Source organism: Mycobacterium sp. P4_H6 (genome assembly GCF_056400845.1).
In genome coordinates this window covers 52,587-76,086 of record NZ_JBFUKN010000008.1, presented here as the reverse complement: position 1 = coordinate 76,086, position 23,500 = coordinate 52,587, and the positions used below count along the sequence as shown (strand labels likewise).

The window sequence follows — 23,500 nt, the reverse complement described above, 5'->3', positions numbered from 1 at the left end:
CATTCAGATGACCAAGCCGCTCAAGCAGATTCATCTCGCCGCGCACTTCCCCGGTGTCAACAACACCACCGTCTGGAGCGATCCGAACTCGGGCAGCCACATCGACTTCGGTTCGTTCACCCATTTCGCGCAGACCGCCGAGCGTGGCAAGTTCGATTTCCTGTTCCTGGCCGAGGGCCTGCGCCTGCGCGAACAGGGCGGGCAGATCTATGACCTCGACGTGGTGGGGCGCCCGGACACGTTCACCGTGCTCGCGGCGCTGGCCGCCGTCACCGAACGGCTCGGGCTGACCGGCACCATCAACTCGACGTTCAACGAACCTTATGAAGTGGCCCGGCAGTTCGCGTCGCTGGATCACCTGTCCGGGGGGCGGGCCGCCTGGAACGTCGTCACCTCGTGGGATGCCTTCACCGGTGAGAACTTCCGGCGCGGTGGGTATCTTGCCGAGGACCAGCGCTACGCCCGTGCCGAGAGCTTCCTGGCCGCCGCGCACACCCTGTTCGACTCGTGGCGCGGTGACGAGATCGTCGCCGACAAGGACACCGGCACATTTCTGTCAGACCCCGACGCCGGCGGATTCTCTTATCGGGACGATCATTTCGACATCTCCGGCCGGTTCAATGTGCCGCGCAGCCCGCAGGGCCGCCCGGTCATCTTCCAGGCCGGCGACTCCGATCACGGCCGCGAGTTCGCCGCACGTTCAGCCGATGCGATCTTCTCCCGGCACGGCACCCTTGCCGAGGGTCAGGCGTTCTACGCCGATGTGAAGGGACGGCTGGCCGCGTACGGCCGCAGTCACGATCAGCTATTGATCCTGCCCGCGGCGACGTTCGTACTCGGCGACACCGATGCCGAGGCCGCCGATATCGCCCACGAGGTGCGGTTGGCGCAGGTGTCCCCGGCGACCGCAATCAAGTTCCTGGAGCAGCTGTGGAACCGGGATTTGTCCGACCACGACCCGGACGGCCCGTTGCCGTCCGTCGACCCGGTGGTCGGTGAGAACACCATCGCCCGGGGCCGGGCCAGCGTCCGGATGCACCGCGATCCGATCGCCGTCGCCAACGAGTGGCGCGCCAAAGCCGAGGCCGAAAACCTCAGCACTCGTGAACTCATCATCGAGGTGACGGGACGGCAGAACTTCATCGGGTCACCGGCGACGGTGGCCGAGGAGATCAACAAGCTGGTGCAGGCCGATGCCAGTGATGGATTCATCCTGGTCCCGCATGTCACCCCGGCCGGACTCGATCCGTTCGTCGATTCGGTGGTGCCGTTGCTACAGGAGCGCGGGGTGTTCCGTAGCGACTATGCGGGCACCACGCTGCGCGAGCACCTCGGTCTGGCGCCGGCCGCGCATCTCACTCCACAACCGTCGGCGCGTCGGTGACCTTGACCAGCCGCACCTGCGGCCGGTCGGGCACCTTGTCCGCCAGGAACCAGCGGAAGGCCAGGTTGCCCCGCGGGTAGTCCAGTGTCGTCAGCGAATTCGGGTGCTCGGTCAGGCCCCGGGACACCACCACGGTCACCGAACCGTCGCCATTGGGCACCGCGGTGTGGCCGTTGAGCGAACTGCGGGCATCGCGCACGCCCGGCGTCGCCATGAACTGGTTCCACACCACCAGGTTCCAGAACCGGCAGGCCGGTGGCCGATGGGTGATCACCAGCGCCTCGTCCTCGGCGAGATCGAAGCTGCCGTAGCCGTAGCAGGCATCGCGCGCCGACCACCCGAAGTTGGCGTCCGGCACCTGGTAGGGCGCTGCGAAATCGTTGGCCGCCATGGCTGTCTCATGGCCCAGTTCGTGGTTGTCGGCGACCTTCGCGCCGACGGCCAGTGGCAGGATCGCGAACATGGTGCGCATCCAGGCCGCGCTCGCGCGTAGCGCCGAGGCCGTCTCGGCGTCGCCGTGCCGGAAGGCGTCGGGTGCATCGAGGGCCTCGATGTTCCAGGCGACGGCGGTGCCGGCGTGCGGGTCGGCCTGGTAGTCGCGGGTCATCAACACGGCGGCCTCGGGTTGTGGGCCGAACTCGAAGGAGAAGTTCCCGTCGGCGTCGAAGTCCAGGTCGTCATCACGGAACAGCGCGACAATCCGGTCCGACCACGCGCCGGGAGCGGGTTCGTTGTAGGCGGTCACCGAGAAGTACACGCTGTCACCACGATTGCCGCTGATCCGGTAGCGCCGTTGCGGGTCGACCGGGCACATGAAGTAGATGGCGTCGGTGTTGTCCCCACCCCAGCGCCGGTCCGGGCGCCACGGCGAGTTGACCTCCAACCACTGCGGGCGGCTCGGGTCGGCGAACAGGTAGGTGTCCAGCGCGACGCCCAGGGTGGTGGCCAGCATCCGGTATCCATCCCCGATGTGGCGGTCGTCGGTCACGGCCTTGTCCCCCTCCAGGAAGGAGCGGTCCAGGTCGCGCAGGGTGTCGAGCAATTCCCGCCAGGCCGTTGTCGATTCGTGTGTCATGTACTGATTCCTCTCACGATCAGGGTGGCGGTGCGTTCGATCCACGCATCGTCGGGGACGGCACCGTGGGCGAGCAGTGCCACAAAGGTGATGCCGGCAATGGATTCGGCGAGGTCGGTGGCGGTGACATCGGCGCGCATCTCGCCGCGGGCCACGGCGGCCGCCAGGTACTCACCGAGACCGCGCACGATGATGTCACCGAAGCGTTCCAGCAGGGTGGTGTGCAGGGCGGGGTCGGCGGCCATCTCCCCGACCAGTCCGGGCAGCGCTGCGCGGGCGGCGGGGGTGCTGAACACCGCCAGCGTGCGGCGCACCATTTCCCGGATGTCTCCCAACAGCGTTCCGGTGTCGGGTAGTTCGGTGCCGGCATCGAGCGGGAACACCGCCTCGTGGACGAGCGCGGCCTTGCTGGGCCAGCGACGGTAGATCGCCGGCTTACTGGTGCCGGCGCGCGCCGCGATGGCGCCGACGGTGAGTTCGGCATAGGGGGTCTCACCGATCAACTCCACCGTGGCGCGCAGCACGGCGTCGTCGATCTGCGGATTTCGGGGGCGCCCGATCTCTGTCGTCATTACGAAACTCAGAGTAACATAAGTCGCTGTGACCGACACCACAGCAGGAATCGTCCACCTCGACGACCTGGCCGAGCCGCGGTACAGCGTTGAGGCTCAACAGATCCGGGACATGATGGCCGCCATCGCGCCGGACTTCCCGCTGGATTCCGCGGTGCTGCACGCCCGCGCCCAAGCCGACACCGGCCTCACCGACTTCGGTCCCGATGACTACCGCGAGCGCCTGGACCGGTATGTGGCCGAACTGCGCGAGATCGACATGCATGCCCCCGGGGTGGTGAACTTTCACGCACAACTGGTGCAGTGGCTCAAGAACCGGCTGTTGCTGACCGACCTACTGGCGCGCCACCCCGAGATCCGCGACGTCGAGGTGTTGCCGCCGGTCGTCATCGCCGGACTGCCCCGCACCGGCACCACCCACCTGCACAACCTGCTGGCGGCTCCCCCGACCTTTCGCAGCCTGCCGTATTGGGAGGGCGTCGAGCCGTTTCCCTCACCGGGCGAAGCGGGCCTGTCACCCGACCCGCGCGTCACACGGATGGACATGGCGGTACAGGTGATGGACACCCTGATGCCGCACTTCGCGCTGATGCACGAGATGACCACCGAGCATGTGCACGAAGAGATTCAGCTGTTGGCCAACGATTTCTCCACGATGCTCATGGAGACGCTCGCCGACGTGCCGCGGTGGAGCCAGTACTACTGGTCGCGGGATCAGACGAGTTCGTATGAGTACCTGCGCACCCAACTGCAGGCGTTGCAGTTCCTGCGCGGCGGCCGGCGCTGGGTGCTGAAATCGCCTCAGCACCTCGGCCAGCTCGCGGTGCTCGACGCCGTCTTCCCCGGGGTGATCGTCGCGTTCACCCACCGCGATCCGGTACCGGTGGCGCTGTCGATGATCGCGATGATCACCTACAGCGAGCGGATGCACCGCGACCGGGTGGACGTCGCGCGCACCGCGGCGGGCTGGGTGAACCGGCTGGAGAAGCTGCTCGCCGAGTGTGTGCGCCAACGCGACACCATCCCGGTCGAACGCTCCGTCGACATCCGGTTCGACGATTTCATGGCCGACGAACTCGGCACCGCCGAAAGGTTGTTCGCGCTGGCCGGCGAGCCGTTCGACGAGCCGGTGCGCAGCTCGATCACCGGCTACCTCGATGGTCACCGCCGCGGCAGGTTGGGCCGGGTCGCGACGTCGGCGCAGATGTTCGGTCTGGACGAGGACGACCTGCGGGCGCGGTTCGCCGGGTACTCGAAGCGGTTCCTGAGCTAGAAAAAGGACCAAAGTCCTCTGGGGCGGTGCCATTGGACTCCGGTGCGGCTGGAGTCCGGTTTTCTACTGTCGACTCATGACCTACGTGATCGGCTCGGCATGCGTTGACGTGATGGACAAGTCGTGTGTGGCGGAATGCCCCGCGGACTGCATTTACGAGGGCGCGCGTTCGCTGTACATCAATCCGAATGAGTGCGTCGACTGCGGCGCGTGCCGGATCGCGTGCCGGCTCGATGCGATCGAGTACGAGACCGATCTGCCCGAGGACGAGCTGGCGCACCTGGCCGACAATGCGGACTTCTTCCTGACCGTCTTGCCGGGACGTGATGCGCCGCTGGGGTCACCGGGCGGTGCGCACGCGCTGGGGCGGGTCGGCGCCGACACTCCGCTGGTGGCGGCGATACCGGCGCGGAACGTCGCGGGTCACGCCGCGAAGATCTGAGAGTCGTCGGCAAATGCTTTGAATTCCAGAGCATTTCCCGCAGGATCGAGCAGGAACATCGTCCACTGCTCGCCGACCTCTCCGGCAAATCGGACATACGGCTCGATGACGAACGCGACGCCCGCGCTGCGCAGGCGGTCGGCCAACGTGTGAAACTCCGGGATGCTGAGGATCAGGCCGAAGTGCGGCACCGGGACGTCGTGGCCATCGACCGGGTTGTGGACGTCCTGCGCTCGGCTGGCGGCCAGATGTGTCACCACCTGGTGGCCGTGAAAGTTCCAATCCACCCACGTGTCGGAGCTTCGGCCCTGCGGTAGGCCGAGAACCTCGCCGTAGAACCGGCGAGCCGCGGCCAGATCGTCGACCGGCATGGCGAGGTGAAAGCGTGCCCGGGTGTCTCCGTTGCCATCCATGTCTGAATGTTAACATTGCGACATGGATGCCGCCGCGATGCCCGAACGCAGCATGGTGGCCCCCGCCCGCAGGCGGGGTCTGGCCGACGAGGTCGCCGATCGGGTGCGTGAGGCAATTTTCAGTGGCAGTTATGCACCAGGCACTCAGCTCCGCGRAGTCGAGCTGTCGTTGGCTCTCGACGTGAGTCGAGGACCTGTCCGCGAAGCCCTGATCCGGCTGGAACGAGAAGGTCTGGTGCGCACAGGATGGCACCGCGGTGCCACGGTCACCTCGCTGTCCCCGGACGATATCGCCGAGATCGACAGCCTGCGTGGGGCACTCGAGGAGCTCGCCGTGCAGAGTCTGATCACCCGCGCTTCGGATGAGGACATCACCGCGATCGAGCGCGCTGCCGAGAAGATGCAACGGGTCAGCGACGACCATGACATGGTCAGCTGCGATATCGCCTTTCACGATGCCGTCTACGCGGCAGCCCGGCACCGGCGCCTTCAGGACGCTTGGTTCGCCATTCGCTCCCAGGTGCAGCTCTTTCTGCTCAGCCGCATCGGTGTCGACAATCGGGGCTACGTTCAGCACGTGCGCGACGAACACCGCGATCTTGTCAGCGCGTTGCGCGCCCGCGACGCTGATTCCGCGCTCGCACTGTTCGCCGCACACCGCAGGCACGCATTCGACATCGTCAGCGGAGCGCCTTTGCCGCGGAGCTGATCCGGTCGACGATCGTGGTTTCCACCAGTGCGTCGAACGAAGGCGCCTGACGGATCATGTTCTCGTCGAGGAGGATCCGCATCCACCGCTCGGTGGCGGCGGGGTCGATGCGGGTGGTGTCCCAGGTGTGCGAACCCAGCATCCGCGCGCACGCCTTCCGCAGGGGCACCGCTGGGGTCGTCGGCCAGTGCTGCTCCAGTAGCGGGTGCAAGTCTGCGAGGTCGACCGATGTCATCAGTTGCATCGACTCCTCCAGTGCCGCGGTGAACGCCACCAACCGATCGGTCAGTTCGGCGAACCGGTCGGTCCGGCAGTAGTACACGCTGTTGGGACCCAGCCCGCCCGTCTGGGTGTACTCCTCGGCGATGTATCCGGTCCCCCGCTCCTGCAACACCTCGGCGTTGACGAGGTCCAGCACGATCGCCTCACCAAGGCCCGCTTCGAAGAGTTCGATGAACATCGGGGTGGACAGATCACGCAGGAAGGTGATGGATGCCGGATCCACGCCGGCCTCCCTGATCAGCCCGGCGGTGAAGGCGTACGGTGCGCTACCGCCGATACCGGGTGCCAAGACGGTCGCGCCAACCAGTTCGGACCACCCGAAATCCGTTCGCGGGCTGCGGGTCACCAGAGCCTTCGGGAACTGGTGGTTCACCTGAGCGAACACCGTCAGCTCGCGCGGCGTGTTCCAGTACATCGCCGGCACCCACAGCCCACCGAGGGCGACGTCGGCCGCTCCACTGTCCAGGTCGTCGAGCACCCCGGTCCACGGGTCCTTGGCCGTCGCGTTCACCTGCAGACCGCGTTCGCTGAACAACCCGAGGGTGTCGGCGTAGTACTGAGGCAGGTAGTTGGGAGCGTGAGCGGTAGCGGAGATATTGAGCTGCAACATATTCGGATTCCTTACTGGTTGGTTGAGGGGGGTTCAGGCGTTGACCAGAACCGGCTTCTCGGTAACGGTCTCGAGGGATTTGCCGAACGTCTCCGGGCCGAAGCGGGCGGCGACCACCAGCAGGGCGTACATGATGGCGATCATGGCGAACACTCCGGCGACGCCCCAGCGGTCGAAGAAGAACAGTGCGGCGAACGGCATGACTGCTCCGGCCACATTGCCGATGCCGTTCACCACGGAGGTGCCCATGGCGCGCACCGAGGTGGGGAACAGTTCCGGTGACCACACCGAGAGCATGGTGTTGAGCATCATGGTGAAGAACTGGAAGATCATGCCCAGCACCAGGATCAGCGCGGTGGTGTCGGCGAAGGAGGCGAAGCAGATCGCGGAGATGCAGCCCAGGACGGCGGCGATACTGACCGTCAGCCGCCGGGGCGCCTTACCCGCCAGATAGGACGCGGCGCAGGCGCCGAACAGCGATCCGATGTTCATGATCATGGTGAAGGCCAGCGAGTCCGACAGCGAGTAGCCGCGGGAGACCAGCAGGATCGGCATCAGGAACAGCAGGGTGACCTGTGCTCCGAAGGACATCCAGGAGGCCGAGCCGATGGCGATGGTGCGCTTGAGGTTTTCGCCCTTGAACACCTCGGCATAGCTCGACTTCACCTTGACGGGGATGTCGGAGATGGTGACGAACTGCTGGGTCGGGCCGGGCTTGCGCAGGCCCCTGATGCTGCCGGAGGCCAACCGCGTCAGGCTCTTGTTGGCGTCTTCGACGCGGCCCTTGCTCAGCAGGAACCGCGGCGACTCGGGCAGGTAGCGACGGAAGAACACGACCAGCACGGCGGGGACGGCCAGGATGACGTAGGTCCAGCGCCACGCGCTGTCGTTGCCGCCAAGGGCGCCGTTGAGGGGTCCGAGCACCAGCCAGAAGAAGCCGAAGGAGGCGATGTTGCCGATGCCGCCGGAGGAAATGTTCAGTGTCGCCAGCAGCGTGCCGCGGTGCCGGGTGGCGACGATCTCGGCGAGAATCGCCAGGCCGACGGTGAATTCGCCGCCCAGACCGATGCCGACGATGAAGCGGCTGGCCAACAGCATCTCGTAATTGACTGCGGCGGCGCTGATCAGTCCACCGAGGGTGTAGACCAAAAGGTTCAGGCTGAGCGCCATCCGCCGGCCCCAGCGGTCGGCGATGTAGCCGCCGATGATGCGGCCCGCAAGGCCGCCCAGCACGGTGGCGGTGTTGATCATGGTCAGCTCTGCGTTGCCGATGCCGAACGACTCCTTGAGTAGGGGCCCCATCGCACCGGTGGAGTTCTGCTCCAGCGAATCGAAGAACAATCCGGCCATCAGCAAGAGGATCAGTGCGGCCTGGACTCGACCGAAGCCGATGCGGTCCAGGACGGCGGTGAGACCGGTGGAGACTGCGGGATCAGTGCTGGGGTGCGTGATCTCAGGGGGGACGGTGGCGGTGCGACGGAAGGACATTGGGGACTCCAGGTGTGAGAGGAAGAAACACGATGGAGTCAGTTGTATACGAAAGCTGTTACATAACCATTTCCCAACAGGGGTTTTCTGTTACGTCCATGAAAACATGGCTTGGATTGAAATACAATCCAGGAGGTTAGGCGTCGCCGAACTTCTCCGCGAAGTACCGCTCGTCGCGCTGCAGGTGCTCGTCCATCAGGTAGCCCGCCTGCACGGATGAGCCATTCACGATCGCCAGGGCCAGCACTCGGTGGTCGCCTACCGACGCGTCGGGATTGTGTCCCAAACCCCACTGAACACGCCGGTTCACGTTGGCGAGCATCTCTTCGAGCTGCCGGTTGCCCGAAGCCGCCGCGACCAGTTCGTGAAACGACCGCCCGTGTGGCTGGCCGTCATGATGGTTTTCTTCTGCGACAGCGGTCAGTTCCTCGGCGACCGCGCCGCCACGGTTGGCGGCCGCCAATTGGGCGGCCAGAATCTCCAGACCTCGGCGGATCTGCAGGAGCTCCCGGCTGTCTTGAACGAGCGTCTCCGAGACCGTCGCACCTCGGTAACGGACGATCGTCACGAATCCCTCGGACTGCAGCCGGGTCAGCGCCTCGCGCACCGGCACCCGCGATACCCCGAACTGCTTCGCGATCGCCTCCTCGACCAGACGCCCTCCCCCGGCCAAGCGCCCCGCCAAGATGTCCTCACGCAGCGCATGCGCGATCGAGTCACCCGTCGACTCCACTCGGGACACCGGCTCTGTCATAAGAGGTCCAGTATGGCGTGTGCCGATTCAGTCGTGCGTGACGTCGCCGGGCGCGTCACCGATACGCGATGACGGTGCCGATGCCCACGATCAGCAGTGCGGCGCCAATCAGGATGAGCGCCAACGTCGTTGCCGTCGACTGGTGCCTGGAGATGTGGCGCTTCGCGGTCGCCAGCCAGCGGTCGACGAGTGCGGGCGCCACCAGGTAGCCCGCGACCGGGATGGCGATCGTCGAGGTGGCCACCGCGGTGTAGAGCACCAGCACCACAGCGAGAGCAGCGATACTCAGTGCCGCCGAACCGATGAGGAAGCCCGCGGCGGCGTTCGCCGCCATCACCTTCAGGTTGGTCACCACCAGCACCGCGCCGAGGATTGCCGCCGCCAGCGGGGTGACCCGGGTCAGCCCGATAAGCCATTGCGGGGCGCGGATCACCTTGTCCCGGCGGGTCCACGAATATGCCGCCGCCAGCAGTGTCAGCAGTCCCAACCCGATCTGGATCCAGCCGATCGTCGCCGAGGGGGTCGTCTCGATGCGGTCGACCAGGCGCGGCGCCCGGACGAACAGCGCCGTCACGCCGATCTGCCCGAGCACCGAGCCGGCCAGGAAGGCCAGCCCGGTCGCCCGTGGGCGCGGCGCGTTGAACACCAACGCCAGCGCCGGGACGACCTTGAACGGCGACCACGCCACGATGAGCGCGGGCGCCACCAGTTGGGCGAACAGGGACACGGACACGCGGGCAATCGTGCTACGAACTGCCCGAACCGGACAGGGTTGGAATCACCCGACATTGCCGCACCAGGTCGGCCAGTGCGGCGTCATCCCCGGCCGGCACCGCGATTGTCAGCCCGTCGCAGAGTCCGGCGTACCACTGTCCGAGCAGCTCGGGAATCTCCTCGTAGGTGCCGTGCGGGACCAATTGTTCGAGTGCACCGAGATCGGTGACGCCGATGCGCTCCAGCTGACGGCGGTAGGCGGGGGTGCTGTACAGGAACGCCAGCTCACTACGCCGGGCGTCCTGCAGCGCCTGGATCTCCTCGTGCGTCGCGGCCATCAGCGGTTGCGGATTGGCGATCACCCGCGGTGACCCGCCGGCCAACGCCGGCAGCGTCTGGGTGCGCAGGATCGTCGGGTGGGAGTTGGTGGGGTGACAGACGTACCCGTCGGCCATCTCGCCGGCCATGGCGACCATGCGCTTGTTGACGCCACCGGTCCAGATCTGCGGCGCGGGATGACCGATCGGCCCGGGGTTGAAGTAGGGCTGCAGCGTGTCGAATGTGTACTGCGTGCCAACGTAATTGAGGCGATCACCGGTGTGGAAGGCATGGAAGATCGCCCGCAGTGCGCGGATGTAGTCGGCCATGCGCGATACCGGTTCGGACCACGTGGTGGAGAAGCGGCCGACGATATTGCCGCGCACCTGGGAGGCGATGCCCAGCTGAAATCTGCCACCGGACACGCGCGCCAGGTCCCAGGCCGCGTAGGCGGTGATCATCGGGCTGCGCGGGAACGCCAGCACCATGCTGGTGCGCACGGTGATGGCAGTGGTGGCCTGCACCGCGAAGGCGGCCACCATGAACGGGTCGTGGACGGTCTCGGAGACGTGGATGGTGTCGAAGCCGAGGCGTTCGGCGCGTGCCGCGAACGCGCCGATCTCGGCCGGGCCGAGGGTCGCGGGTGCGGTGGCCACCATTTCCACCCCTATGTCATAGCAGGAGGAGGACCCTGGACCTTGTCGAAAGGGGACACTGATGATCGAGGTGCTCACGGACATGCCCGACGGGGTGACCGGCATCCGGGCGTCGGGGCGGATCACTGGTGAGGATTTCCGCGCGTTCGCGCCCACCATGGAGGCACTGGGCGCGGCGAAAGAGATCCGCATCGTCGAGGTGATCGCGCCGGACTACGAGGGCTTCGGGCCAGGTGGCCTGGCCGAGGATCTGAAGATGGGGTTCGGCACACTGCTGCAACATCATTCGGCGTTTAAGCGGATCGCGGTGGTGTCCGACAAGGACTGGATTCGCCACACCATGCACGCGCTGGGCTGGATGGTGCCCGGTGAGCTCGCGGTGTTCGGCCTGGATGAGCTGGACAAGGCCAAGGAGTGGGTGGCCGGCTGATCGCAGTCACGTTCTGAGGAGTACTCAGCGGGACACCAGGTTCGCCATCACGAAGTGCAGATACGGTCCGTACAGATCCACACCGTCGATGTGGCTTCCCATCAGAATGCCTTCGGTGCTCGCGACAAGGACTCGCGCCACGGTATCCGCGGGCATTCGAAGCTCTCCCCCGAGCCGCTCCACATGGTTGGCGACATACTTCGCGATCCACGCGATCATTCGTTCGCGTTGCGGTGCGAGCCGGTCACGGGCCTCCGGGTTGCGGAAGAGATACAGCGAGAACTCGTAGTTCAGTGCTGCACCGTTGAGGCCGGCGGTCGTGACGCCGCGCCAACGCTCGACCAGTTCGTCCACCAGCGCGTCATCCAATGCTTCGAACGAGCCGATGATCTCGTCGAAGCCCCTTGCCAACCGTTGTAGGTGCCGCTCGGCGACCGCCTGGAAAAGGTCTTCCTTGGCGCCGAAGTGCGAGGTGATGGCGCCGCGCGTGTATCCGGCGGAGGCGGCGATATCGTCGAGCGCCGCGCCGGCGAACCCCTGCTCGGCAAAGGCCTGTTCGGCCGCGTCGAGCAGCAGATTGCGGGTGTGCTCGAGTCGCCGTTCGCGGGTCCATTTCTCCACCATGCGTCAGATCGTCTCAGATGCCCGACGCCGATCGCGACCTTGACACCGTGTCGACCTACGGCTACGAATAAAATATACGAGTTCGGATAAACTCGTCTCACCACCGCGAACGGAAGCCTCGAATGCCCAAGTCACCCGAAGAGCACGCCGAGCAGTGGGATCTGCGACACGAGGACTTCAACGATCCCGACTTCCTGTACGAGGTCTACGGCGTGATGCGCGCGAAATCTCCATTTGCCCATACCGACACGCCGTTCCTGACCGCGAGCGGCGAAGGATCGTGGGTCGCGTTGAGCTATGAGTCGTGCTCGGCGATCCTCAAGGACTGGGAGCATTTCTCCAGCAACCCGACACCGGAGGGCGCCGAACAACTTCCGGGTGACATCGTGATCACCCTGGACCCGCCACGGCAGCAGAAGCTTCGCAAGGTACTGAATCCGTACTTCTCTCCCGGGCGCATGCAACGTCTGCAGCCCGAGATACGTACCGAGACAGACCGGCTGATAGACGAATTCATCGAGACGGGATCCGGAGACCTTGCCGAGGTGGCCTGGCGGCAACCGGGTGTCGTGTTCTTCAAGTACGTGCTGGGAATGCCCATCGAGGATGTGCCACTGTGCATCGAACTGACCGACACCGCCCTCAACGGTGCCACCGAGGAGATCCGTGGCGTCGCTTGGGGTGGCCTGTACCAACATATTTCGGACGCAGTCGTCGCACACGGCGAAAGGCCCGACAGCGATGACATGATCGATGTCCTCATCAATGCGGAGATCGACGGCGAGAAGCTGGCATTTCAGGACGTTGTCGGCAATGCGATGTTGCTGGTGCAAGCGGGCCTCGAGACGACGGCCAACGCGATGTCGTCTGCATTCCACTTTCTCGCGCAGCATCCGCACGAGCGTGAACGGTTGATCGGCGAGCCCGAGATCATGCCCTACGCCGTCGAGGAGTTCATCCGCTTCACGGGGTCCATTCACGGCATTCCGAGAACCGTTGCGCGCGAGGTCGAACTGGAAGGGCAGACCTTCTGTCCCGGCGAGTCCGTTCAGGTCAACTACGCCTCGGCGAACCGCGACGAAGCCGAGTTCCCCGACCCTGACCGGTGCATCCTGGACCGAAAGCAGAACCGTCATCTCGGATTCGGTGCGGGCGTGCACCGCTGCCTCGGCTCGAATCTGGCCCGTCTCGAATTCCGGATCGGCCTCGAACAGGTGCTGCAGCGCATGCCCGACTACAGGCTGGACCTCGACACCGCGGCGAAGTTCCACGGCAACTCTGTGACGCGCGGTTACCGCACGGTGCCGGTGATCTTTGCTCCCGGAGTACGCGTGAGCACAGCGGTCAACTCGGCCGTTTCATGAAGAACGTGGCCTCGGGCCCGATCTCCGAGTAGCCGGCAGGCCCACCGGCCCGCAGGATCGGCCGTGGGCCGGCGGTGTCATAGACGCCGTCGACCAACCACTGCTGATCGATGTGCACGGCCATCACCTGACCGAGCACCATCCAGGTGTCGACGGGCTTGCCTTCGACATCGGTGAGCTGAATGAGTTGGGTGAGTTGGCATTCGAAGTTGACCGGGCTCTCCAGCACGCGCGGCGCGGCGACGGTGGTCGAGTCGACGGCGGTCAGCCCGCTGCGGTCGAATTCGTCCTCACCGGGCGGGAGCGGCGCGGAGGTCTCGTTCATGGCGGTGGCGAGTTCCCGGGTCGCGAGGTTCCAGACGAACTCTCCGGTGGCCTCGATGTTGGCCACGCTGTCCTTCCAGCCGACCGAGGCGAAGCCGATGATCGGCGGACGGTAGTTGAAGCCGTTGAAGAAGCTGTAGGGCGCCAGGTTGCGCACACCGTCGGCGTCGCGGGTGGAGATCCAGCCGATCGGCCGCGGTCCGACAATGGCGTTGAACGGATCATGCGGCAGCCCGGTGCCCTCAGCCGGCCGATAGAAATGGGCTCCGTCGCCTGCCATGACACCTCTTCCGGTCCGCCTGGAAAAAGCAAAAGAACCGCCCGAGGGCGGCTCTTGCTTGTGGTCCCGACTGGGATCGAACCAGTGACCTTCCGCGTGTGAGGCGGACGCTCTCCCCCTGAGCTACGAGACCGGGGAACGAGGACGAAGACTAGCACGCGCCTACCGGGTAGCTGGAATTGGCTGGTCAGGGTGGCGCCAGTTTTCACCCAAACCGGGCTGCCCAAAGACCCATGCGCGGGTAGACATAAATCACACGACCCGACAGTGAGGATTGAGATGGCACGTCATCAAGCGGTTCATGTCGCATCAGCCGGCGCAGCGCTGGAACTCGCCGAGGTGGACACCACCTCGCCCGGCCGCGATCACGTCCGCATCGCGGTACAGGCCTGCGGTGTGTGCGGCACCGACCACGCGTTCGTCAACGGCGCCTTCCCCGGGCTCACCTGGCCGCTGACGCCCGGGCACGAGATCGCCGGCACCATCGCCGAGATCGGTGACGGTGTTCAGGATTACGCGATCGGTGACCGGGTGGCCGTCGGCTGGTTCGGCGGACACTGCGGGCGTTGCGTGCCGTGTCACCAGGGTGACTTCATCCACTGCGCCAACGGTCAGATCCCGAGCTGGCACTACCCCGGCGGCTACGCCGAGTCGGTGACCGTCCCGGCCAATGCGCTGGCCCGAATCCCCGACGAGCTGTCCTTCGCCGAGGCCGCCCCGATGGCATGCGCCGGTGTCACGGTCTTTCACGGGCTGCGGGAGACCAGGGCCAAGCCCGGCGACCGGGTCGCGGTACTCGGCGTGGGCGGTCTCGGACACCTCGGTGTGCAGTTCGCCCGCGCGATGGGCTTCGAGACCATCGCGATCGCCCGCGGTGCGGACAAGAAGCAGGACGCCCTCGACCTCGGTGCGCACCACTACGTCGACTCCAAGGCCGGCGATGTGAGTGAGGCGCTGCAGGCGCTCGGCGGGGTGTCGGTGGTGCTGGCGACGGCAGCCAACTCTCAGGCCATGGCGGACACCGTGGGCGGGTTGTTGCCGCGCGGGGAGTTGATCGTGGTCGGTGTGACGCCGGATCCGCTGCCCATCAGTCCGCTGCAGCTGATCACGCCCGGCGTGAGCATCACCGGTCACCCCTCGGGCACCGCGCGCGACGTCGAGGACACCTTGAAGTTCGCCGTGCAGTCCGGGGTGCGGGCCCGCATCCAGGAGCTGCCGCTGGCTCAGGCCGCCGAGGCGTATGCGGCGATGGACACCGGCAAGGCCCGCTACCGGATGGTGCTGACGGTCTGAGAATTCGCCCTGACCAGGTCTCGTTTCGCCGCTAGGGTCGCACCATGATCCTTCGGGTGCTCGTCGTCGCCGGTGCCGTCGCGACGCTGTGTGCGGCACCGGCTGCCGCCGAAGACGGTTTCGTCGACTTTGTCTCACCGAGCGGCAACGTCGGCTGCGTGCTCGACGTCGACTACGTCCGCTGCGATATCGCCGAACGGGACTGGGCTCCCCCGCCGCGGCCCGCGGACTGTGAGTTTGATTACGGCCAGGGCATCGCGATGGGTCCGAACGAGCCAGCGACCTTCGTCTGCGCCGGGGACACCACGCTGGGCGGTTCCACCCCGCTCGCCTACGGCCAGTCGATCGTCCGCGGGGACCTGAAATGTGACAGCGCGGAGAGCGGTATCACCTGTCTCGACCGCAACACTGGTCACGGATTCGCGATCGCACGCCAGGTTTACCAGCTGTTTTAGATCCGATTGCCGTGTCGTTTCAAGTGATTTGTAGTTACTCGCATGGTTGGACTAATGTTCCTTTCCGCACCGGGTGACGATCTCATCCGAGGCACGCGGACGTGGCGCAGTTGGTAGCGCACAACCTTGCCAAGGTTGGGGTCGCGGGTTCGAATCCCGTCGTCCGCTCGAAGGTGCAGTGGCATCAACCCCAATGGTGGAGTGGCCGAGTGGTGAGGCAACGGCCTGCAAAGCCGTGCACACGGGTTCGATTCCCGTCTCCACCTCCAAAGTTTCGACCCGGCGCGATTAGCTCAGCGGGAGAGCGCTTCCCTGACACGGAAGAGGTCACTGGTTCAATCCCAGTATCGCGCACCACAGTTCGTACAGATGAGGGCCCGGTTTCGACCGGGCCTTTTTCATGCTTGGGCCACAGATCACGGCCCTGCCGAGGGGCCACCCTCCCCTGGCGTGGTGTCCCACTGACGCCCACAGTCGAGACAGGTAGCTGACTTACGCGCCGACTGCTGTTCCCTGCGCGTCTTCGTGGTCTCTAGTTTGTGTCCCCGCAGTAGACACCACCATGGCCCCAACATCGCTTACACCGCCTCCCCCACCCGCCCGGCCGTCAGCGGCGTCACCACCGTGTTGCCCTGATCCCCGCACTCGTTGGTATCGACGACGGTGGTGAGCGCACCGGTGAACGAGCCGTCCGGGCGCGGGGTGAAGCCCAGCGTCACCGTCGTCCAGGACTCCCCCGCGACCGAGCCGTCGTCGTAGGTACAGGTGGACTTCACCCGCGCGGGTGCGATGTCCTCCCATGTGCCATTGGTCAGTTTGAACGTCAGCGTGCGGGCACCGGGCATGCGCGCCCGGTCCTGGCCCAGCACCTCGCCGGTGGCGATGCAGTCGGTGTCCGTGCAGGCCGACGTCAGCGACAGCCAGTCCTGGGCCGGCCCGGCAGCGGCGCCCTCACCCCAGTTGGTGTTACCACCGACATCGCGGTAAGTGGCCTCATCCCAGTGGTATTCGACGCGGTACATCCCGTTGAGGAGATCGGGTCGCGGGGCCGGCTCGGCGACCGGGTCATCACTCAGGAACCACACCACGACACCCGAGGCGGCCGCGATCACCACGACCGCCGCGGCGACGGCGAATGCGGTGATCCGCCCGGGTGTGAAGCGTGGCGGCTCGGGCTCCGGGTCCTCGTCGAACGCCCACGCGTGCGCCGCCTGGGTGTTCGCGTCCGCGACACCGGAGAGCTCGGTGGGTGCACCGGCCTCGGCCATATAGCCGGTCGGTTCCTCGCTCTCCGGCGGCTGCGTCATAGCCCGGACACTAACGAACTACGACTTGACCGTCAGCATCCAGGCCGGAACCCAATGCGTCACCGGCCTTTCCGAAGCGCCGAAGGTGATCGAATACGTCACCAAACCCCACCAGGCCCCCTGTTCACACAGCCCCCAGCAGGTCAACTGCCCCTCGACCACCTTGTGCATCTGCAACCCGAGYGGGTGATAGCGCCCCCACTGGCAGTGCGGTTGCCGTGGGAAAAGGGCGCCCAGATCGACCAGCACGGGACGCGGCGGGTCCACCCGGCGGAAGACGTCCCGCGCAGGCTGGCCGCCGTGCCCGATGCTCTGCATCTCACCCACTGTTCGATCATATGTTCGAAAGGGGCTGCCGGAAATACCGGGGACGAACTACCTGCCGTGTGCGTCGAAGAACTGCGCCGAAACCTCCGAGGCATCGAACGCGCGGGTCGCAGGGCCCACCTGGTTCGCCGGCAGGATCTCCGGGGCACCCGGCCAGGTGTGCCCACCGCCGTCGACGCGCAGGAACACGACCTCGGTGCCGGCATCGCATTCGTAGCTGACGCGTTCGGCGCTCGTCCCGTCACCGGATCCGGGCACCGGCGCGATCACCGGGTCCGGCGCGCAGCCGTTGAGTTCACGCCAGCGATCCACCACGGCGTAGGCCGCCAGGATGGTGCTCGGCCCACCACGCCCGATCATCGGCCCACCGTTGAACGGCACGATCGGATCGACGGTGCCCTGCGAGGTCAGCACCGACACCGGCTGCGACGGGTTGCATGCGACGTGATCGCCGAGGGTCGCGCCGATGGGAGCGACCGCGGCGAACATGTCCGCCCGCTGACACGCCAGCCGATTGGCCATGAATCCGCCCGCCGACAGCCCGGTGGCGAACACCCGGCCGGCCGGGATCCCGTACTCGGCCGTCAACCGATCCACAAGGGCGACAATGAATCCCACGTCATCGACCCCGGTGCGGTCCGGCACCGATGCGCCTCGTCCGTCGGCCCAGCTGAAATCGATACCGTCCGGGTACACCACCGCGTAGCCGTGCGCGTCGGCCACGGAGTCGTAATGGGTCAGCGCCGCGTGCTGCCCGCCGTTCTGACCGGCGGCATGCATGTTCACCACCAGGCCCTTCGGTGGCCCCGGCGGCAGATGCAGGTAGAACGTGCGCTGCAAGCCCCCGATGTCGATCTGAGCGTTCGGTGGTTCCGCCTGCGCCGCCGATACCGGCCCCAGCACGCACAGCAGCACCACCAGCAACGTCGCTGTGAATTTCCCCCTCACCCACGCGAGCTTAGAGGCGTCAGGTGTAGAGCGTCTCGAACTTCTCGATGGAACGCTCGATATCGCCCTTGACCGTGCGGGCGGCGACGGATCCGATCGGGCCGAACAGCGGCGGACCGCCGAGTTCGAGGGTCACCGCGAACTTACTTCCCGACGAAGTGGGCTTCACACTCAGCTTCAGCCCGTACTTGGTGCCGCCGACGCCCTTGCCCACGACCTCCAGCAGGTGCGGTGCATCCAGCTTGCGCACCGTCCAGGTGACGCGGTTACGCATGCCCTTCGCCCCGGCCACGCCGATCAGGGTGGTGCCGACGGTGAGCTCGTCGGGAATCTCGCTACGCCAGCCTTCGTGCATCACCAGCCAGTCCCCCAGCTCGTTCAGATTCGACGCGTGATCCCACGCCGTCTGTGGATCGAGCGACAGTTCGCGGGATAGTTCGAGCTTTGCCATGCGCCGAATGCTAGTAGCTTCGGTGTCGTGGACAGCAGCAAAGCCGACGCCAGCAATCTCACCGGAGTGTCCGAGACCGCTCTGCTGACGCTCAACGCCCGCGCGCACCAGGCCCGCCACCCCAAGCCCGTCATCGAGGATCCGATGGCGATCCAGCTGGTTGATGCGATCGAGTTCGACTTCGACAAGTTCGGCCGCAAGGGCCAGGAGATGGCGTTGCGCGCCGTCGGCATCGACCGGGCGGCCACCGCGTATCTGTCGACGCACCCTTCGGCCACCGTCGTCGCGCTCGCCGAGGGCCTGCAGACCAGTTTCTGGCGTCTGAGCGCCGCCCTGCCCGAGGCCGACTTCCGTTGGATCACCGTTGATTTCGCACCCATCGTCGAGCTGCGTCAGCGGCTGCTCCCGGCATCGGAGCGGATCACCAACCTGGCACAGTCGGCCCTGGATTACAGCTGGATGGATCAGGTGGACACTGACAAGGGTGTGTTCATCACCGCCGAGGGACTGCTGATGTACCTGCAGCCCGAGGAGGCGATGGCCCTGATCGCCGAGTGCGCCAAACGCTTTCCCGGTGGCCAGATGATCTTCGACCTGCCACCGGTGATCGTGAAGAAACTGACCCGCAAAAACGGTATGCGCTCCTCGCGCCGGTACCGGGTGCCGCCGATGCCGTTCAGCCTCTCCCCCGCCGAGCTGGCCGACCTGGTCAACACGGTTCCCGGTATCCGTGCCGTACACGATCTGCCCATCCCCAAGGGCCGCGGATTCCTGTTCGGCAAGCTGTTTCCCGCCTACTGGCAGTGGAATTGGAGCAAGCAGTACCGGGGCGCCTACACCCTGCTGGAGTTCGGCTGATGGCCCGTACCCGCTACGTCGCCCTGCTGCGCGGCATCAATGTCGGTGGCAAGAACATCATCGCGATGACGGACCTGCGGGCGGCACTGGAGGCGCACGGCCTGGAGAACGTCAGCACCTACATCCAGTCCGGCAATGTGCTGTTCGAGACCGACCGCCCCGCCAAGACGCTGGAGAGCGAGATCGAGGCCGCGCTGGAGAAGGCGTTCAAGGTCCCGCTGGTGGTGGTGCTGCGGTCACATCGCCAACTCAAGAGCGTGATCGACAAGGCACCCAACGGGTTCGGCACCGACCCGGACACTTACTACTCCGATGCCGTGTTCCTCAAGGCTCCGCTGACCGCCAAGCAGGTGATGGGCATCGTGGCGCTGCGCGACGGCGTCGACCAGGCCTGGCCGGGCACCGGCGTGGTCTATTTCGCGCGGCTCGGGGCGCAGCGCACCAAGAGCAAGATGAGCAAGATCGTCGRCACACCGGAATACAAGCAGATGACGATCCGCAGCTGGACCACGACCGTGAAACTGCTCGGGCTGCTGGACGCTCAGAGCCCCAGCAGGTAAGCAATGCAGGCGATCACCGGCACGGACGCGATCGTGGTGATCAGCGTGGCGTCGCGCGCCAGCTTCTCGCCGCGTTCGAAGACCGAGGCGTAGGTGTTGAGGTTTTGTGCGGCGGGCAGGGCGGCCAACACGGTGGCAATGGCGGTCTGTTCCGGCGAGAGCCCGAACGCCCAGCGGGCCAGCACATAGGCCAGCGCCGGCATCAGCAGGACCTTGAACACGATGGCCAGCCAGAGATCGACCCGGCCCTCCTTGCCCTTGCCCCCGGTCTGGGTGACCAGGGCGATACCGAAGGCCAGCAACACGGTCGGGATCGCGAGATCGGCCAGCAGTTCCAGCGGTTGGTGGATGGCCCGCGGCAGTTCTATCCCGGTGAACGCGAGTACCGTGCCGATGGCGCTGGCGACGATGATGGGATTCGTCACCAGGTCCTTGATCTGAGACTTCACCGAACCCGCGTTGCGGCCCGCGGAATTGATGATCGCCACACCGAACGGCACCAGGAAGACCGTCTGGAACACGATCAGTGCGGACACCTCTGTGGTGCTGCCCAGGACGTAGGCGCTCAGCGGAATACCGAGATTGCCGGAGTTGACCCACGATGCGGCCCACGCGCCGATGGTGGCATCGGCGCGGTCGCTGCGCCGCACCATCACCGCGATCGCGAAGTAGATACCGAACATGATCATCGTGGTGAGCGCCGAGACCAGCAGTGGCAGTGAAAAGACCTGCGAAGGTGTCGAATCGGCGAGCGAGAGCAGCAGCAGCGCGGGCACCCCGACGTGGAAGGCCACCCGGTTGAGCACCATCCGCGCGTTGTCCCCGAGGACGTTGCGGCGGCCCACGATGGCACCGACGACAATGATGATGGCGATGACGGCGAAGGCTTCCAACACCGCCAGCACTGCACACCCCTTCCCGCGTGAACTTGACCATGCAATTATCCGCCACCCCATCGGCGATGCGCAGTCAGCCCGATGAGTATCGGCCCCGCCTGCGGTCGGTACAGGTATGACCGATCAATCCCTGACCGTCACGACGGTCGTCAATGCCCGCCCCGAAACCGTGTTCGACCTGCTGGCCGACCCGTCGACGCACCCGTCGATCGACGGCACCGGCTGGGTGCAGCCACCCATCGATACCGCCCCGCTGACCGACGTCGGGCAGATCTTCCGGATGGGGATGTACCACGAGAACCACCCCAACAAGCATTACGAGATGGCCAACCGGGTCGAGGTGCTGGAGCGTCCGCAGGCCATCGCGTGGCAGCCCGGAGCCGAACCGAAAGACATCCCCGGTTATCAGGGTCCGCCCGGTGCCGGTATCGACTACGGCGGCTGGACGTGGCGCTACGACCTGGTTCCGGCAGGCGCCGGCACCGAGGTCACGCTGACCTACGACTGGTCCAATGTGTCGCCGCACCATCGCGATATCGAGTTCCCGCCGTTTCCGGTGAGCCATCTGGAGAACTCACTGCTCAACCTGGCCGCACTGGCCGAGCAACGTCAGTCGGCAGATACGTAGACCCACGCCTGGCGACCGGAACTCAGCGTCACCTGCACTCGCACATAGTCGTCGGCGTCGGTTCCGGGCCGCAGGATCCGATGCCGGCCGAACAGCGAATGCTGCACGGCCGGGTCCCGCAGCGTCAGCCGTAGGTGAAGATCAGCGGCACGGGACTACCGCGCTGCGAGCTCGCGCAGCACGAGATCGGTTGCGCTCCAGTCCATGCACTTGTCGGTGACGGACTGTCCATAGGTCAGCGGACGCGCTTCGGGGGCCTGGGCGCCGGCGACCAGGAAGCTCTCCAGCATGACGCCGCTGACCGGCAATCCGTCGCGCACCAGCTGAGCCACCTCGGCGGCCACCCCGGCCTGCCGCACGTGGTCCTTACCGGAATTGGCGTGGCTGCAGTCGATCACGACCCGGCCCGGAAGGCCGGCGGCGGTCAGCTTGGCCGCCGTGTCGCGTACCGAGTCCGCGTCGTAGTTGGGTCCGGCGGTGCCGCCGCGCAGGATGACGTGGCAGTCCTCATTGCCCTCGGTGTTCACCAGCGCGCCGCGACCCATATCGTCCATGCCGAAGAAGACATGCTGGGCGGCAGCGGCTTTCACGCCGTCGACGGCGACCTGGATGTTGCCGTCGGTGCCGTTCTTGAAACCGACCGGCATCGACAGTCCCGACGCCAGCTGGCGGTGCACCTGGGATTCGGTGGTGCGGGCCCCGATCGCACCCCAGGCGACCGCGTCCGCGATGTACTGCGGGCTGGTGGGTTCCAGGAATTCGCACCCCACCGGCAGGCCGATGTCGATGATGTCGAGCAACAATTGCCGTGCGGTGCGCAGGCCTCGCGTGACATCGAAGGTGTTGTCCATGCCGGGATCGTTGATCAGGCCCTTCCAGCCGATCGTGGTGCGGGGCTTCTCGAAGTACACCCGCATCACGATCTTGAGCCGGTCACCGACTTCGTCGGCGACCTTGACCAGTCGGCTGGCGTAGTCGAGGGCCGCCTCCGGGTCGTGCACCGAGCAGGGACCCACGACCACGAGCAGGCGATCGTCGCGGCCGGCCAGGATGTCGGCGATCTCGTCGCGGTCGCGCGCGACGCGTTCGGCACGGCGGGCGCCCAGCGGGAACTCGGAGAGCACCTCATGCGGGCTGGGGATTTCGCTGAAACTGCGTATCCGCCGGTCCGACGTTGCGGGTGCGGTGGCGGTCTGCGCCAGGTTCACGATGGTGCCTTTCTGGTATGGGCACCTGAGTGACATCCCGGGCGCCCTTGAATGACGAAAGGCAGCGACCAAAAGTGGTCACTGCCTGGGCTCCGGGTGGATGCGTGCTTAGTGCTGCGCTTTATCGGCTCCGCCCGGAGCCTCGATAAAGCGCCAATAGCCGGCGCGCACGCGGATGTTCACGAGGGTGAGATTACACCGCGGTCGACGAACGTCAAAAGTGGGCCCGGATCATCAGCCACCGCCTCCACCACAGCCGCCACCGCCGCATCCACCACCTCCGTCGCCGAAACCACCTCCACCGCTGCCGTCTTTCCGCCACACCTGCCCCCCGGCGTTCACGATCTTTGCGGGCCAAGCTCTCACACCACAGGTAAGCCCCCGCCCCGCCGACGAACGAGGCCAACGCAAGGAGGGCCAGCACTACGTTCATCAGCTCCCACCCCCACCGCAACCGCCGCCGCAACCCCCACCGCAGCCCGCACCACCGTCACCGCCGCTGCCGGGAAAACCGTCCGGCCCGATCCCCACCGCTCCAGCGGATCCCGCCGCCCACATCCGCTTGGACCGCCGGTTGCGCACGTCCTTGCGCTTGCGCTCGTGGTAACGCTCGATCGCCGGGCCACCGGGTGCGCGGTCCTCCCGAGTCTGCTTGGGCCGCAATGCGGCAACCTCACGCCGGTACTTGGCCTCGGGAGTCTCGGCAGCCAGCAGCAGGGCCCGTCGCCGCCGGCGCGCGACAACCACCGTGACAGTCACCGCGGCGATGATCACGACACCGACCAACACGGCCAATATGTCCATCAGCAACCGCCCCCACCACAGCCGCCGCCACCCCCACCGCAACCGCCGCCACT

At 66.1% G+C, this 23,500-nt stretch carries 28 protein-coding genes and 4 tRNA genes; 14 read left to right on the top strand and 18 right to left on the bottom strand.

Annotated elements, in window-relative coordinates:
* The first annotated feature begins 7 nt into the window (after positions 1 to 7).
* On the top strand, positions 8 to 1,384 hold the full coding sequence (locus AC1DTF_RS05450) for an NtaA/DmoA family FMN-dependent monooxygenase (protein WP_477473321.1): 1,377 nt from the start codon (positions 8 to 10) through the stop codon (positions 1,382 to 1,384).
* On the opposite strand, the gene AC1DTF_RS05445 is transcribed toward AC1DTF_RS05450, so the two are convergent.
* Both AC1DTF_RS05445 and AC1DTF_RS05440 read right to left on the bottom strand, forming a co-directional pair.
* On the bottom strand, positions 1,356 to 2,459 hold the full coding sequence (locus tag AC1DTF_RS05445; protein ID WP_477473320.1) for a DUF1214 domain-containing protein: 1,104 nt from the start codon (positions 2,457 to 2,459) through the stop codon (positions 1,356 to 1,358). The genes AC1DTF_RS05450 and AC1DTF_RS05445 overlap by 29 nt on opposite strands.
* Positions 2,456 to 3,031, bottom strand: a complete 576-nt coding sequence (locus AC1DTF_RS05440) for a TetR/AcrR family transcriptional regulator (RefSeq protein ID WP_477473319.1) — start codon at positions 3,029 to 3,031, stop codon at positions 2,456 to 2,458. The genes AC1DTF_RS05445 and AC1DTF_RS05440 overlap by 4 nt, the downstream gene beginning before the upstream one ends.
* 28 nt (positions 3,032 to 3,059) lie before the next feature.
* Between AC1DTF_RS05440 and AC1DTF_RS05435 the strand changes: the two genes are divergently transcribed.
* Both AC1DTF_RS05435 and fdxA read left to right on the top strand, forming a co-directional pair.
* Positions 3,060 to 4,304, top strand: a complete 1,245-nt coding sequence (locus AC1DTF_RS05435; RefSeq protein WP_057168928.1) for a sulfotransferase family protein — start codon at positions 3,060 to 3,062, stop codon at positions 4,302 to 4,304.
* A gap of 76 nt (positions 4,305 to 4,380) precedes the next feature.
* Positions 4,381 to 4,746 carry a ferredoxin gene (fdxA, locus tag AC1DTF_RS05430; RefSeq protein ID WP_057168927.1) on the top strand — a complete coding sequence of 122 codons (366 nt, stop codon included), beginning with the start codon at positions 4,381 to 4,383 and terminating at the stop codon, positions 4,744 to 4,746.
* Here the strand turns inward: fdxA and AC1DTF_RS05425 are convergent.
* Positions 4,728 to 5,159, bottom strand: coding sequence for a VOC family protein (locus AC1DTF_RS05425; RefSeq protein WP_057168926.1), 432 nt, complete (start codon positions 5,157 to 5,159; stop codon positions 4,728 to 4,730). The genes fdxA and AC1DTF_RS05425 overlap by 19 nt on opposite strands.
* 22 nt (positions 5,160 to 5,181) lie before the next feature.
* On the opposite strand from AC1DTF_RS05425, the gene AC1DTF_RS05420 reads away from it, so the two are divergent.
* Positions 5,182 to 5,868 carry a GntR family transcriptional regulator gene (locus AC1DTF_RS05420; RefSeq protein WP_477473318.1) on the top strand — a complete coding sequence of 229 codons (687 nt, stop codon included), beginning with the start codon at positions 5,182 to 5,184 and terminating at the stop codon, positions 5,866 to 5,868.
* Here AC1DTF_RS05420 and AC1DTF_RS05415 read toward each other — a convergent pair.
* The 5 genes from AC1DTF_RS05415 to AC1DTF_RS05395 form a co-directional block, all read right to left on the bottom strand.
* Positions 5,840 to 6,760, bottom strand: a complete 921-nt coding sequence (locus AC1DTF_RS05415) for an ABC transporter substrate-binding protein (RefSeq protein WP_057168925.1) — start codon at positions 6,758 to 6,760, stop codon at positions 5,840 to 5,842. The two genes, AC1DTF_RS05420 and AC1DTF_RS05415, sit on opposite strands and share 29 nt — an antisense overlap.
* A gap of 33 nt (positions 6,761 to 6,793) precedes the next feature.
* Positions 6,794 to 8,248 (bottom strand): MFS transporter, encoded by a 1,455-nt coding sequence (locus tag AC1DTF_RS05410; RefSeq protein ID WP_200962217.1) that lies wholly within the window; start codon positions 8,246 to 8,248, stop codon positions 6,794 to 6,796.
* A gap of 136 nt (positions 8,249 to 8,384) precedes the next feature.
* A complete protein-coding gene (locus AC1DTF_RS05405) occupies positions 8,385 to 9,002 on the bottom strand; it encodes a GntR family transcriptional regulator (RefSeq protein WP_477473317.1) in 618 nt (205 codons plus the stop codon).
* Between the two features lie 55 nt (positions 9,003 to 9,057).
* Positions 9,058 to 9,735 carry a GAP family protein gene (locus AC1DTF_RS05400; protein ID WP_477473316.1) on the bottom strand — a complete coding sequence of 226 codons (678 nt, stop codon included), beginning with the start codon at positions 9,733 to 9,735 and terminating at the stop codon, positions 9,058 to 9,060.
* A gap of 13 nt (positions 9,736 to 9,748) precedes the next feature.
* Positions 9,749 to 10,699: an LLM class flavin-dependent oxidoreductase gene (locus tag AC1DTF_RS05395; RefSeq protein WP_477473315.1), complete on the bottom strand. Its 951-nt coding sequence runs from the start codon at positions 10,697 to 10,699 to the stop codon at positions 9,749 to 9,751.
* Positions 10,700 to 10,751: 52 nt separating this feature from the next.
* Between AC1DTF_RS05395 and AC1DTF_RS05390 the strand changes: the two genes are divergently transcribed.
* Entirely contained in the window at positions 10,752 to 11,120 is a 369-nt protein-coding gene (locus AC1DTF_RS05390) for a SpoIIAA family protein (protein WP_477473314.1), read from the top strand.
* Positions 11,121 to 11,144: 24 nt separating this feature from the next.
* Here the strand turns inward: AC1DTF_RS05390 and AC1DTF_RS05385 are convergent, their stop codons facing one another.
* On the bottom strand, positions 11,145 to 11,744 hold the full coding sequence (locus AC1DTF_RS05385; protein WP_477473313.1) for a TetR/AcrR family transcriptional regulator: 600 nt from the start codon (positions 11,742 to 11,744) through the stop codon (positions 11,145 to 11,147).
* Positions 11,745 to 11,866: 122 nt separating this feature from the next.
* Here AC1DTF_RS05385 and AC1DTF_RS05380 point away from each other — a divergent pair, with 122 nt between their 5' ends.
* Positions 11,867 to 13,108 carry a cytochrome P450 gene (locus AC1DTF_RS05380; RefSeq protein WP_477473312.1) on the top strand — a complete coding sequence of 414 codons (1,242 nt, stop codon included), beginning with the start codon at positions 11,867 to 11,869 and terminating at the stop codon, positions 13,106 to 13,108.
* Here AC1DTF_RS05380 and AC1DTF_RS05375 read toward each other — a convergent pair.
* Both AC1DTF_RS05375 and AC1DTF_RS05370 read right to left on the bottom strand, forming a co-directional pair.
* Complete coding sequence (locus tag AC1DTF_RS05375) at positions 13,089 to 13,712, bottom strand: flavin reductase family protein (protein WP_477473311.1); 624 nt, start codon at positions 13,710 to 13,712, stop codon at positions 13,089 to 13,091. The genes AC1DTF_RS05380 and AC1DTF_RS05375 overlap by 20 nt on opposite strands.
* 61 nt (positions 13,713 to 13,773) lie before the next feature.
* Positions 13,774 to 13,845, bottom strand: a tRNA-Val gene (locus AC1DTF_RS05370).
* Positions 13,846 to 13,991: 146 nt separating this feature from the next.
* On the opposite strand from AC1DTF_RS05370, the gene AC1DTF_RS05365 reads away from it, so the two are divergent.
* From AC1DTF_RS05365 to AC1DTF_RS05345, 5 genes are all read left to right on the top strand, one after another.
* Positions 13,992 to 15,005, top strand: coding sequence for an alcohol dehydrogenase catalytic domain-containing protein (locus AC1DTF_RS05365; protein ID WP_057168916.1), 1,014 nt, complete (start codon positions 13,992 to 13,994; stop codon positions 15,003 to 15,005).
* 44 nt (positions 15,006 to 15,049) lie between these two features.
* Positions 15,050 to 15,460 (top strand): DUF6636 domain-containing protein, encoded by a 411-nt coding sequence (locus AC1DTF_RS05360; protein ID WP_057168915.1) that lies wholly within the window; start codon positions 15,050 to 15,052, stop codon positions 15,458 to 15,460.
* 95 nt (positions 15,461 to 15,555) lie between these two features.
* Positions 15,556 to 15,628: transfer RNA gene (locus AC1DTF_RS05355), tRNA-Gly, on the top strand.
* Positions 15,629 to 15,655: 27 nt separating this feature from the next.
* Positions 15,656 to 15,729: transfer RNA gene (locus AC1DTF_RS05350), tRNA-Cys, on the top strand.
* A gap of 13 nt (positions 15,730 to 15,742) precedes the next feature.
* Positions 15,743 to 15,817: transfer RNA gene (locus AC1DTF_RS05345), tRNA-Val, on the top strand.
* A 221-nt stretch (positions 15,818 to 16,038) separates the two neighbouring features.
* Here the strand turns inward: AC1DTF_RS05345 and AC1DTF_RS05340 are convergent.
* Genes AC1DTF_RS05340 through AC1DTF_RS05325 form a run of 4 tightly spaced genes read right to left on the bottom strand, consistent with a single transcriptional unit; the run spans position 16,039 to position 18,493 of the window.
* Complete coding sequence (locus tag AC1DTF_RS05340) at positions 16,039 to 16,767, bottom strand: Rv2253/PknI dimerization domain-containing protein (RefSeq protein WP_057168914.1); 729 nt, start codon at positions 16,765 to 16,767, stop codon at positions 16,039 to 16,041.
* 18 nt (positions 16,768 to 16,785) lie between these two features.
* Entirely contained in the window at positions 16,786 to 17,085 is a 300-nt protein-coding gene (locus tag AC1DTF_RS05335; protein ID WP_442928741.1) for a hypothetical protein, read from the bottom strand.
* A 57-nt stretch (positions 17,086 to 17,142) separates the two neighbouring features.
* Positions 17,143 to 18,042, bottom strand: coding sequence for an extracellular catalytic domain type 1 short-chain-length polyhydroxyalkanoate depolymerase (locus AC1DTF_RS05330; RefSeq protein WP_057168912.1), 900 nt, complete (start codon positions 18,040 to 18,042; stop codon positions 17,143 to 17,145).
* A 19-nt stretch (positions 18,043 to 18,061) separates the two neighbouring features.
* Positions 18,062 to 18,493: a type II toxin-antitoxin system Rv0910 family toxin gene (locus tag AC1DTF_RS05325; RefSeq protein ID WP_057168911.1), complete on the bottom strand. Its 432-nt coding sequence runs from the start codon at positions 18,491 to 18,493 to the stop codon at positions 18,062 to 18,064.
* A 27-nt stretch (positions 18,494 to 18,520) separates the two neighbouring features.
* Between AC1DTF_RS05325 and AC1DTF_RS05320 the strand changes: the two genes are divergently transcribed.
* Positions 18,521 to 19,351 carry a class I SAM-dependent methyltransferase gene (locus AC1DTF_RS05320; protein ID WP_057168910.1) on the top strand — a complete coding sequence of 277 codons (831 nt, stop codon included), beginning with the start codon at positions 18,521 to 18,523 and terminating at the stop codon, positions 19,349 to 19,351.
* Positions 19,351 to 19,911 carry a DUF1697 domain-containing protein gene (locus AC1DTF_RS05315; protein ID WP_477473310.1) on the top strand — a complete coding sequence of 187 codons (561 nt, stop codon included), beginning with the start codon at positions 19,351 to 19,353 and terminating at the stop codon, positions 19,909 to 19,911. The genes AC1DTF_RS05320 and AC1DTF_RS05315 overlap by 1 nt, the downstream gene beginning before the upstream one ends.
* Here the strand turns inward: AC1DTF_RS05315 and AC1DTF_RS05310 are convergent.
* Positions 19,893 to 20,816 (bottom strand): AEC family transporter, encoded by a 924-nt coding sequence (locus AC1DTF_RS05310; RefSeq protein WP_477473309.1) that lies wholly within the window; start codon positions 20,814 to 20,816, stop codon positions 19,893 to 19,895. The genes AC1DTF_RS05315 and AC1DTF_RS05310 overlap by 19 nt on opposite strands.
* Positions 20,817 to 20,922: 106 nt before the next feature.
* Here AC1DTF_RS05310 and AC1DTF_RS05305 point away from each other — a divergent pair, with 106 nt between their 5' ends.
* Positions 20,923 to 21,435: an SRPBCC family protein gene (locus tag AC1DTF_RS05305; RefSeq protein WP_477473308.1), complete on the top strand. Its 513-nt coding sequence runs from the start codon at positions 20,923 to 20,925 to the stop codon at positions 21,433 to 21,435.
* 155 nt (positions 21,436 to 21,590) lie between these two features.
* On the opposite strand, the gene AC1DTF_RS05300 is transcribed toward AC1DTF_RS05305, so the two are convergent.
* Both AC1DTF_RS05300 and AC1DTF_RS05295 read right to left on the bottom strand, forming a co-directional pair.
* Positions 21,591 to 22,643 (bottom strand): 3-deoxy-7-phosphoheptulonate synthase, encoded by a 1,053-nt coding sequence (locus AC1DTF_RS05300; RefSeq protein WP_477473307.1) that lies wholly within the window; start codon positions 22,641 to 22,643, stop codon positions 21,591 to 21,593.
* Positions 22,644 to 23,075: 432 nt separating this feature from the next.
* Complete coding sequence (locus AC1DTF_RS05295; RefSeq protein ID WP_477473306.1) at positions 23,076 to 23,447, bottom strand: hypothetical protein; 372 nt, start codon at positions 23,445 to 23,447, stop codon at positions 23,076 to 23,078.
* Positions 23,448 to 23,500: the final 53 nt, after the last annotated feature.

Excerpts from the sequence above, each read along its gene's own strand:
- AC1DTF_RS05450 (WP_477473321.1), top strand. The coding sequence starts at position 8 with ATGACCAAGCCGCTCAAGCAGATTCATCTCGCCGCGCACTTCCCCGGT.
- AC1DTF_RS05445 (WP_477473320.1), bottom strand. The coding sequence starts at position 2,459 with ATGACACACGAATCGACAACGGCCTGGCGGGAATTGCTCGACACCCTG.
- AC1DTF_RS05440 (WP_477473319.1), bottom strand. The coding sequence starts at position 3,031 with ATGACGACAGAGATCGGGCGCCCCCGAAATCCGCAGATCGACGACGCC.
- fdxA (WP_057168927.1), top strand. The coding sequence starts at position 4,381 with ATGACCTACGTGATCGGCTCGGCATGCGTTGACGTGATGGACAAGTCG.
- AC1DTF_RS05425 (WP_057168926.1), bottom strand. The coding sequence starts at position 5,159 with ATGGATGGCAACGGAGACACCCGGGCACGCTTTCACCTCGCCATGCCG.
- AC1DTF_RS05415 (WP_057168925.1), bottom strand. The coding sequence starts at position 6,760 with ATGTTGCAGCTCAATATCTCCGCTACCGCTCACGCTCCCAACTACCTG.
- AC1DTF_RS05410 (WP_200962217.1), bottom strand. The coding sequence starts at position 8,248 with ATGTCCTTCCGTCGCACCGCCACCGTCCCCCCTGAGATCACGCACCCC.
- AC1DTF_RS05405 (WP_477473317.1), bottom strand. The coding sequence starts at position 9,002 with ATGACAGAGCCGGTGTCCCGAGTGGAGTCGACGGGTGACTCGATCGCG.
- AC1DTF_RS05390 (WP_477473314.1), top strand. The coding sequence starts at position 10,752 with ATGATCGAGGTGCTCACGGACATGCCCGACGGGGTGACCGGCATCCGG.
- AC1DTF_RS05385 (WP_477473313.1), bottom strand. The coding sequence starts at position 11,744 with ATGGTGGAGAAATGGACCCGCGAACGGCGACTCGAGCACACCCGCAAT.
- AC1DTF_RS05380 (WP_477473312.1), top strand. The coding sequence starts at position 11,867 with ATGCCCAAGTCACCCGAAGAGCACGCCGAGCAGTGGGATCTGCGACAC.
- AC1DTF_RS05375 (WP_477473311.1), bottom strand. The coding sequence starts at position 13,712 with ATGGCAGGCGACGGAGCCCATTTCTATCGGCCGGCTGAGGGCACCGGG.
- AC1DTF_RS05365 (WP_057168916.1), top strand. The coding sequence starts at position 13,992 with ATGGCACGTCATCAAGCGGTTCATGTCGCATCAGCCGGCGCAGCGCTG.
- AC1DTF_RS05360 (WP_057168915.1), top strand. The coding sequence starts at position 15,050 with ATGATCCTTCGGGTGCTCGTCGTCGCCGGTGCCGTCGCGACGCTGTGT.
- AC1DTF_RS05340 (WP_057168914.1), bottom strand. The coding sequence starts at position 16,767 with ATGACGCAGCCGCCGGAGAGCGAGGAACCGACCGGCTATATGGCCGAG.
- AC1DTF_RS05325 (WP_057168911.1), bottom strand. The coding sequence starts at position 18,493 with ATGGCAAAGCTCGAACTATCCCGCGAACTGTCGCTCGATCCACAGACG.
- AC1DTF_RS05305 (WP_477473308.1), top strand. The coding sequence starts at position 20,923 with ATGACCGATCAATCCCTGACCGTCACGACGGTCGTCAATGCCCGCCCC.
- AC1DTF_RS05295 (WP_477473306.1), bottom strand. The coding sequence starts at position 23,447 with ATGGACATATTGGCCGTGTTGGTCGGTGTCGTGATCATCGCCGCGGTG.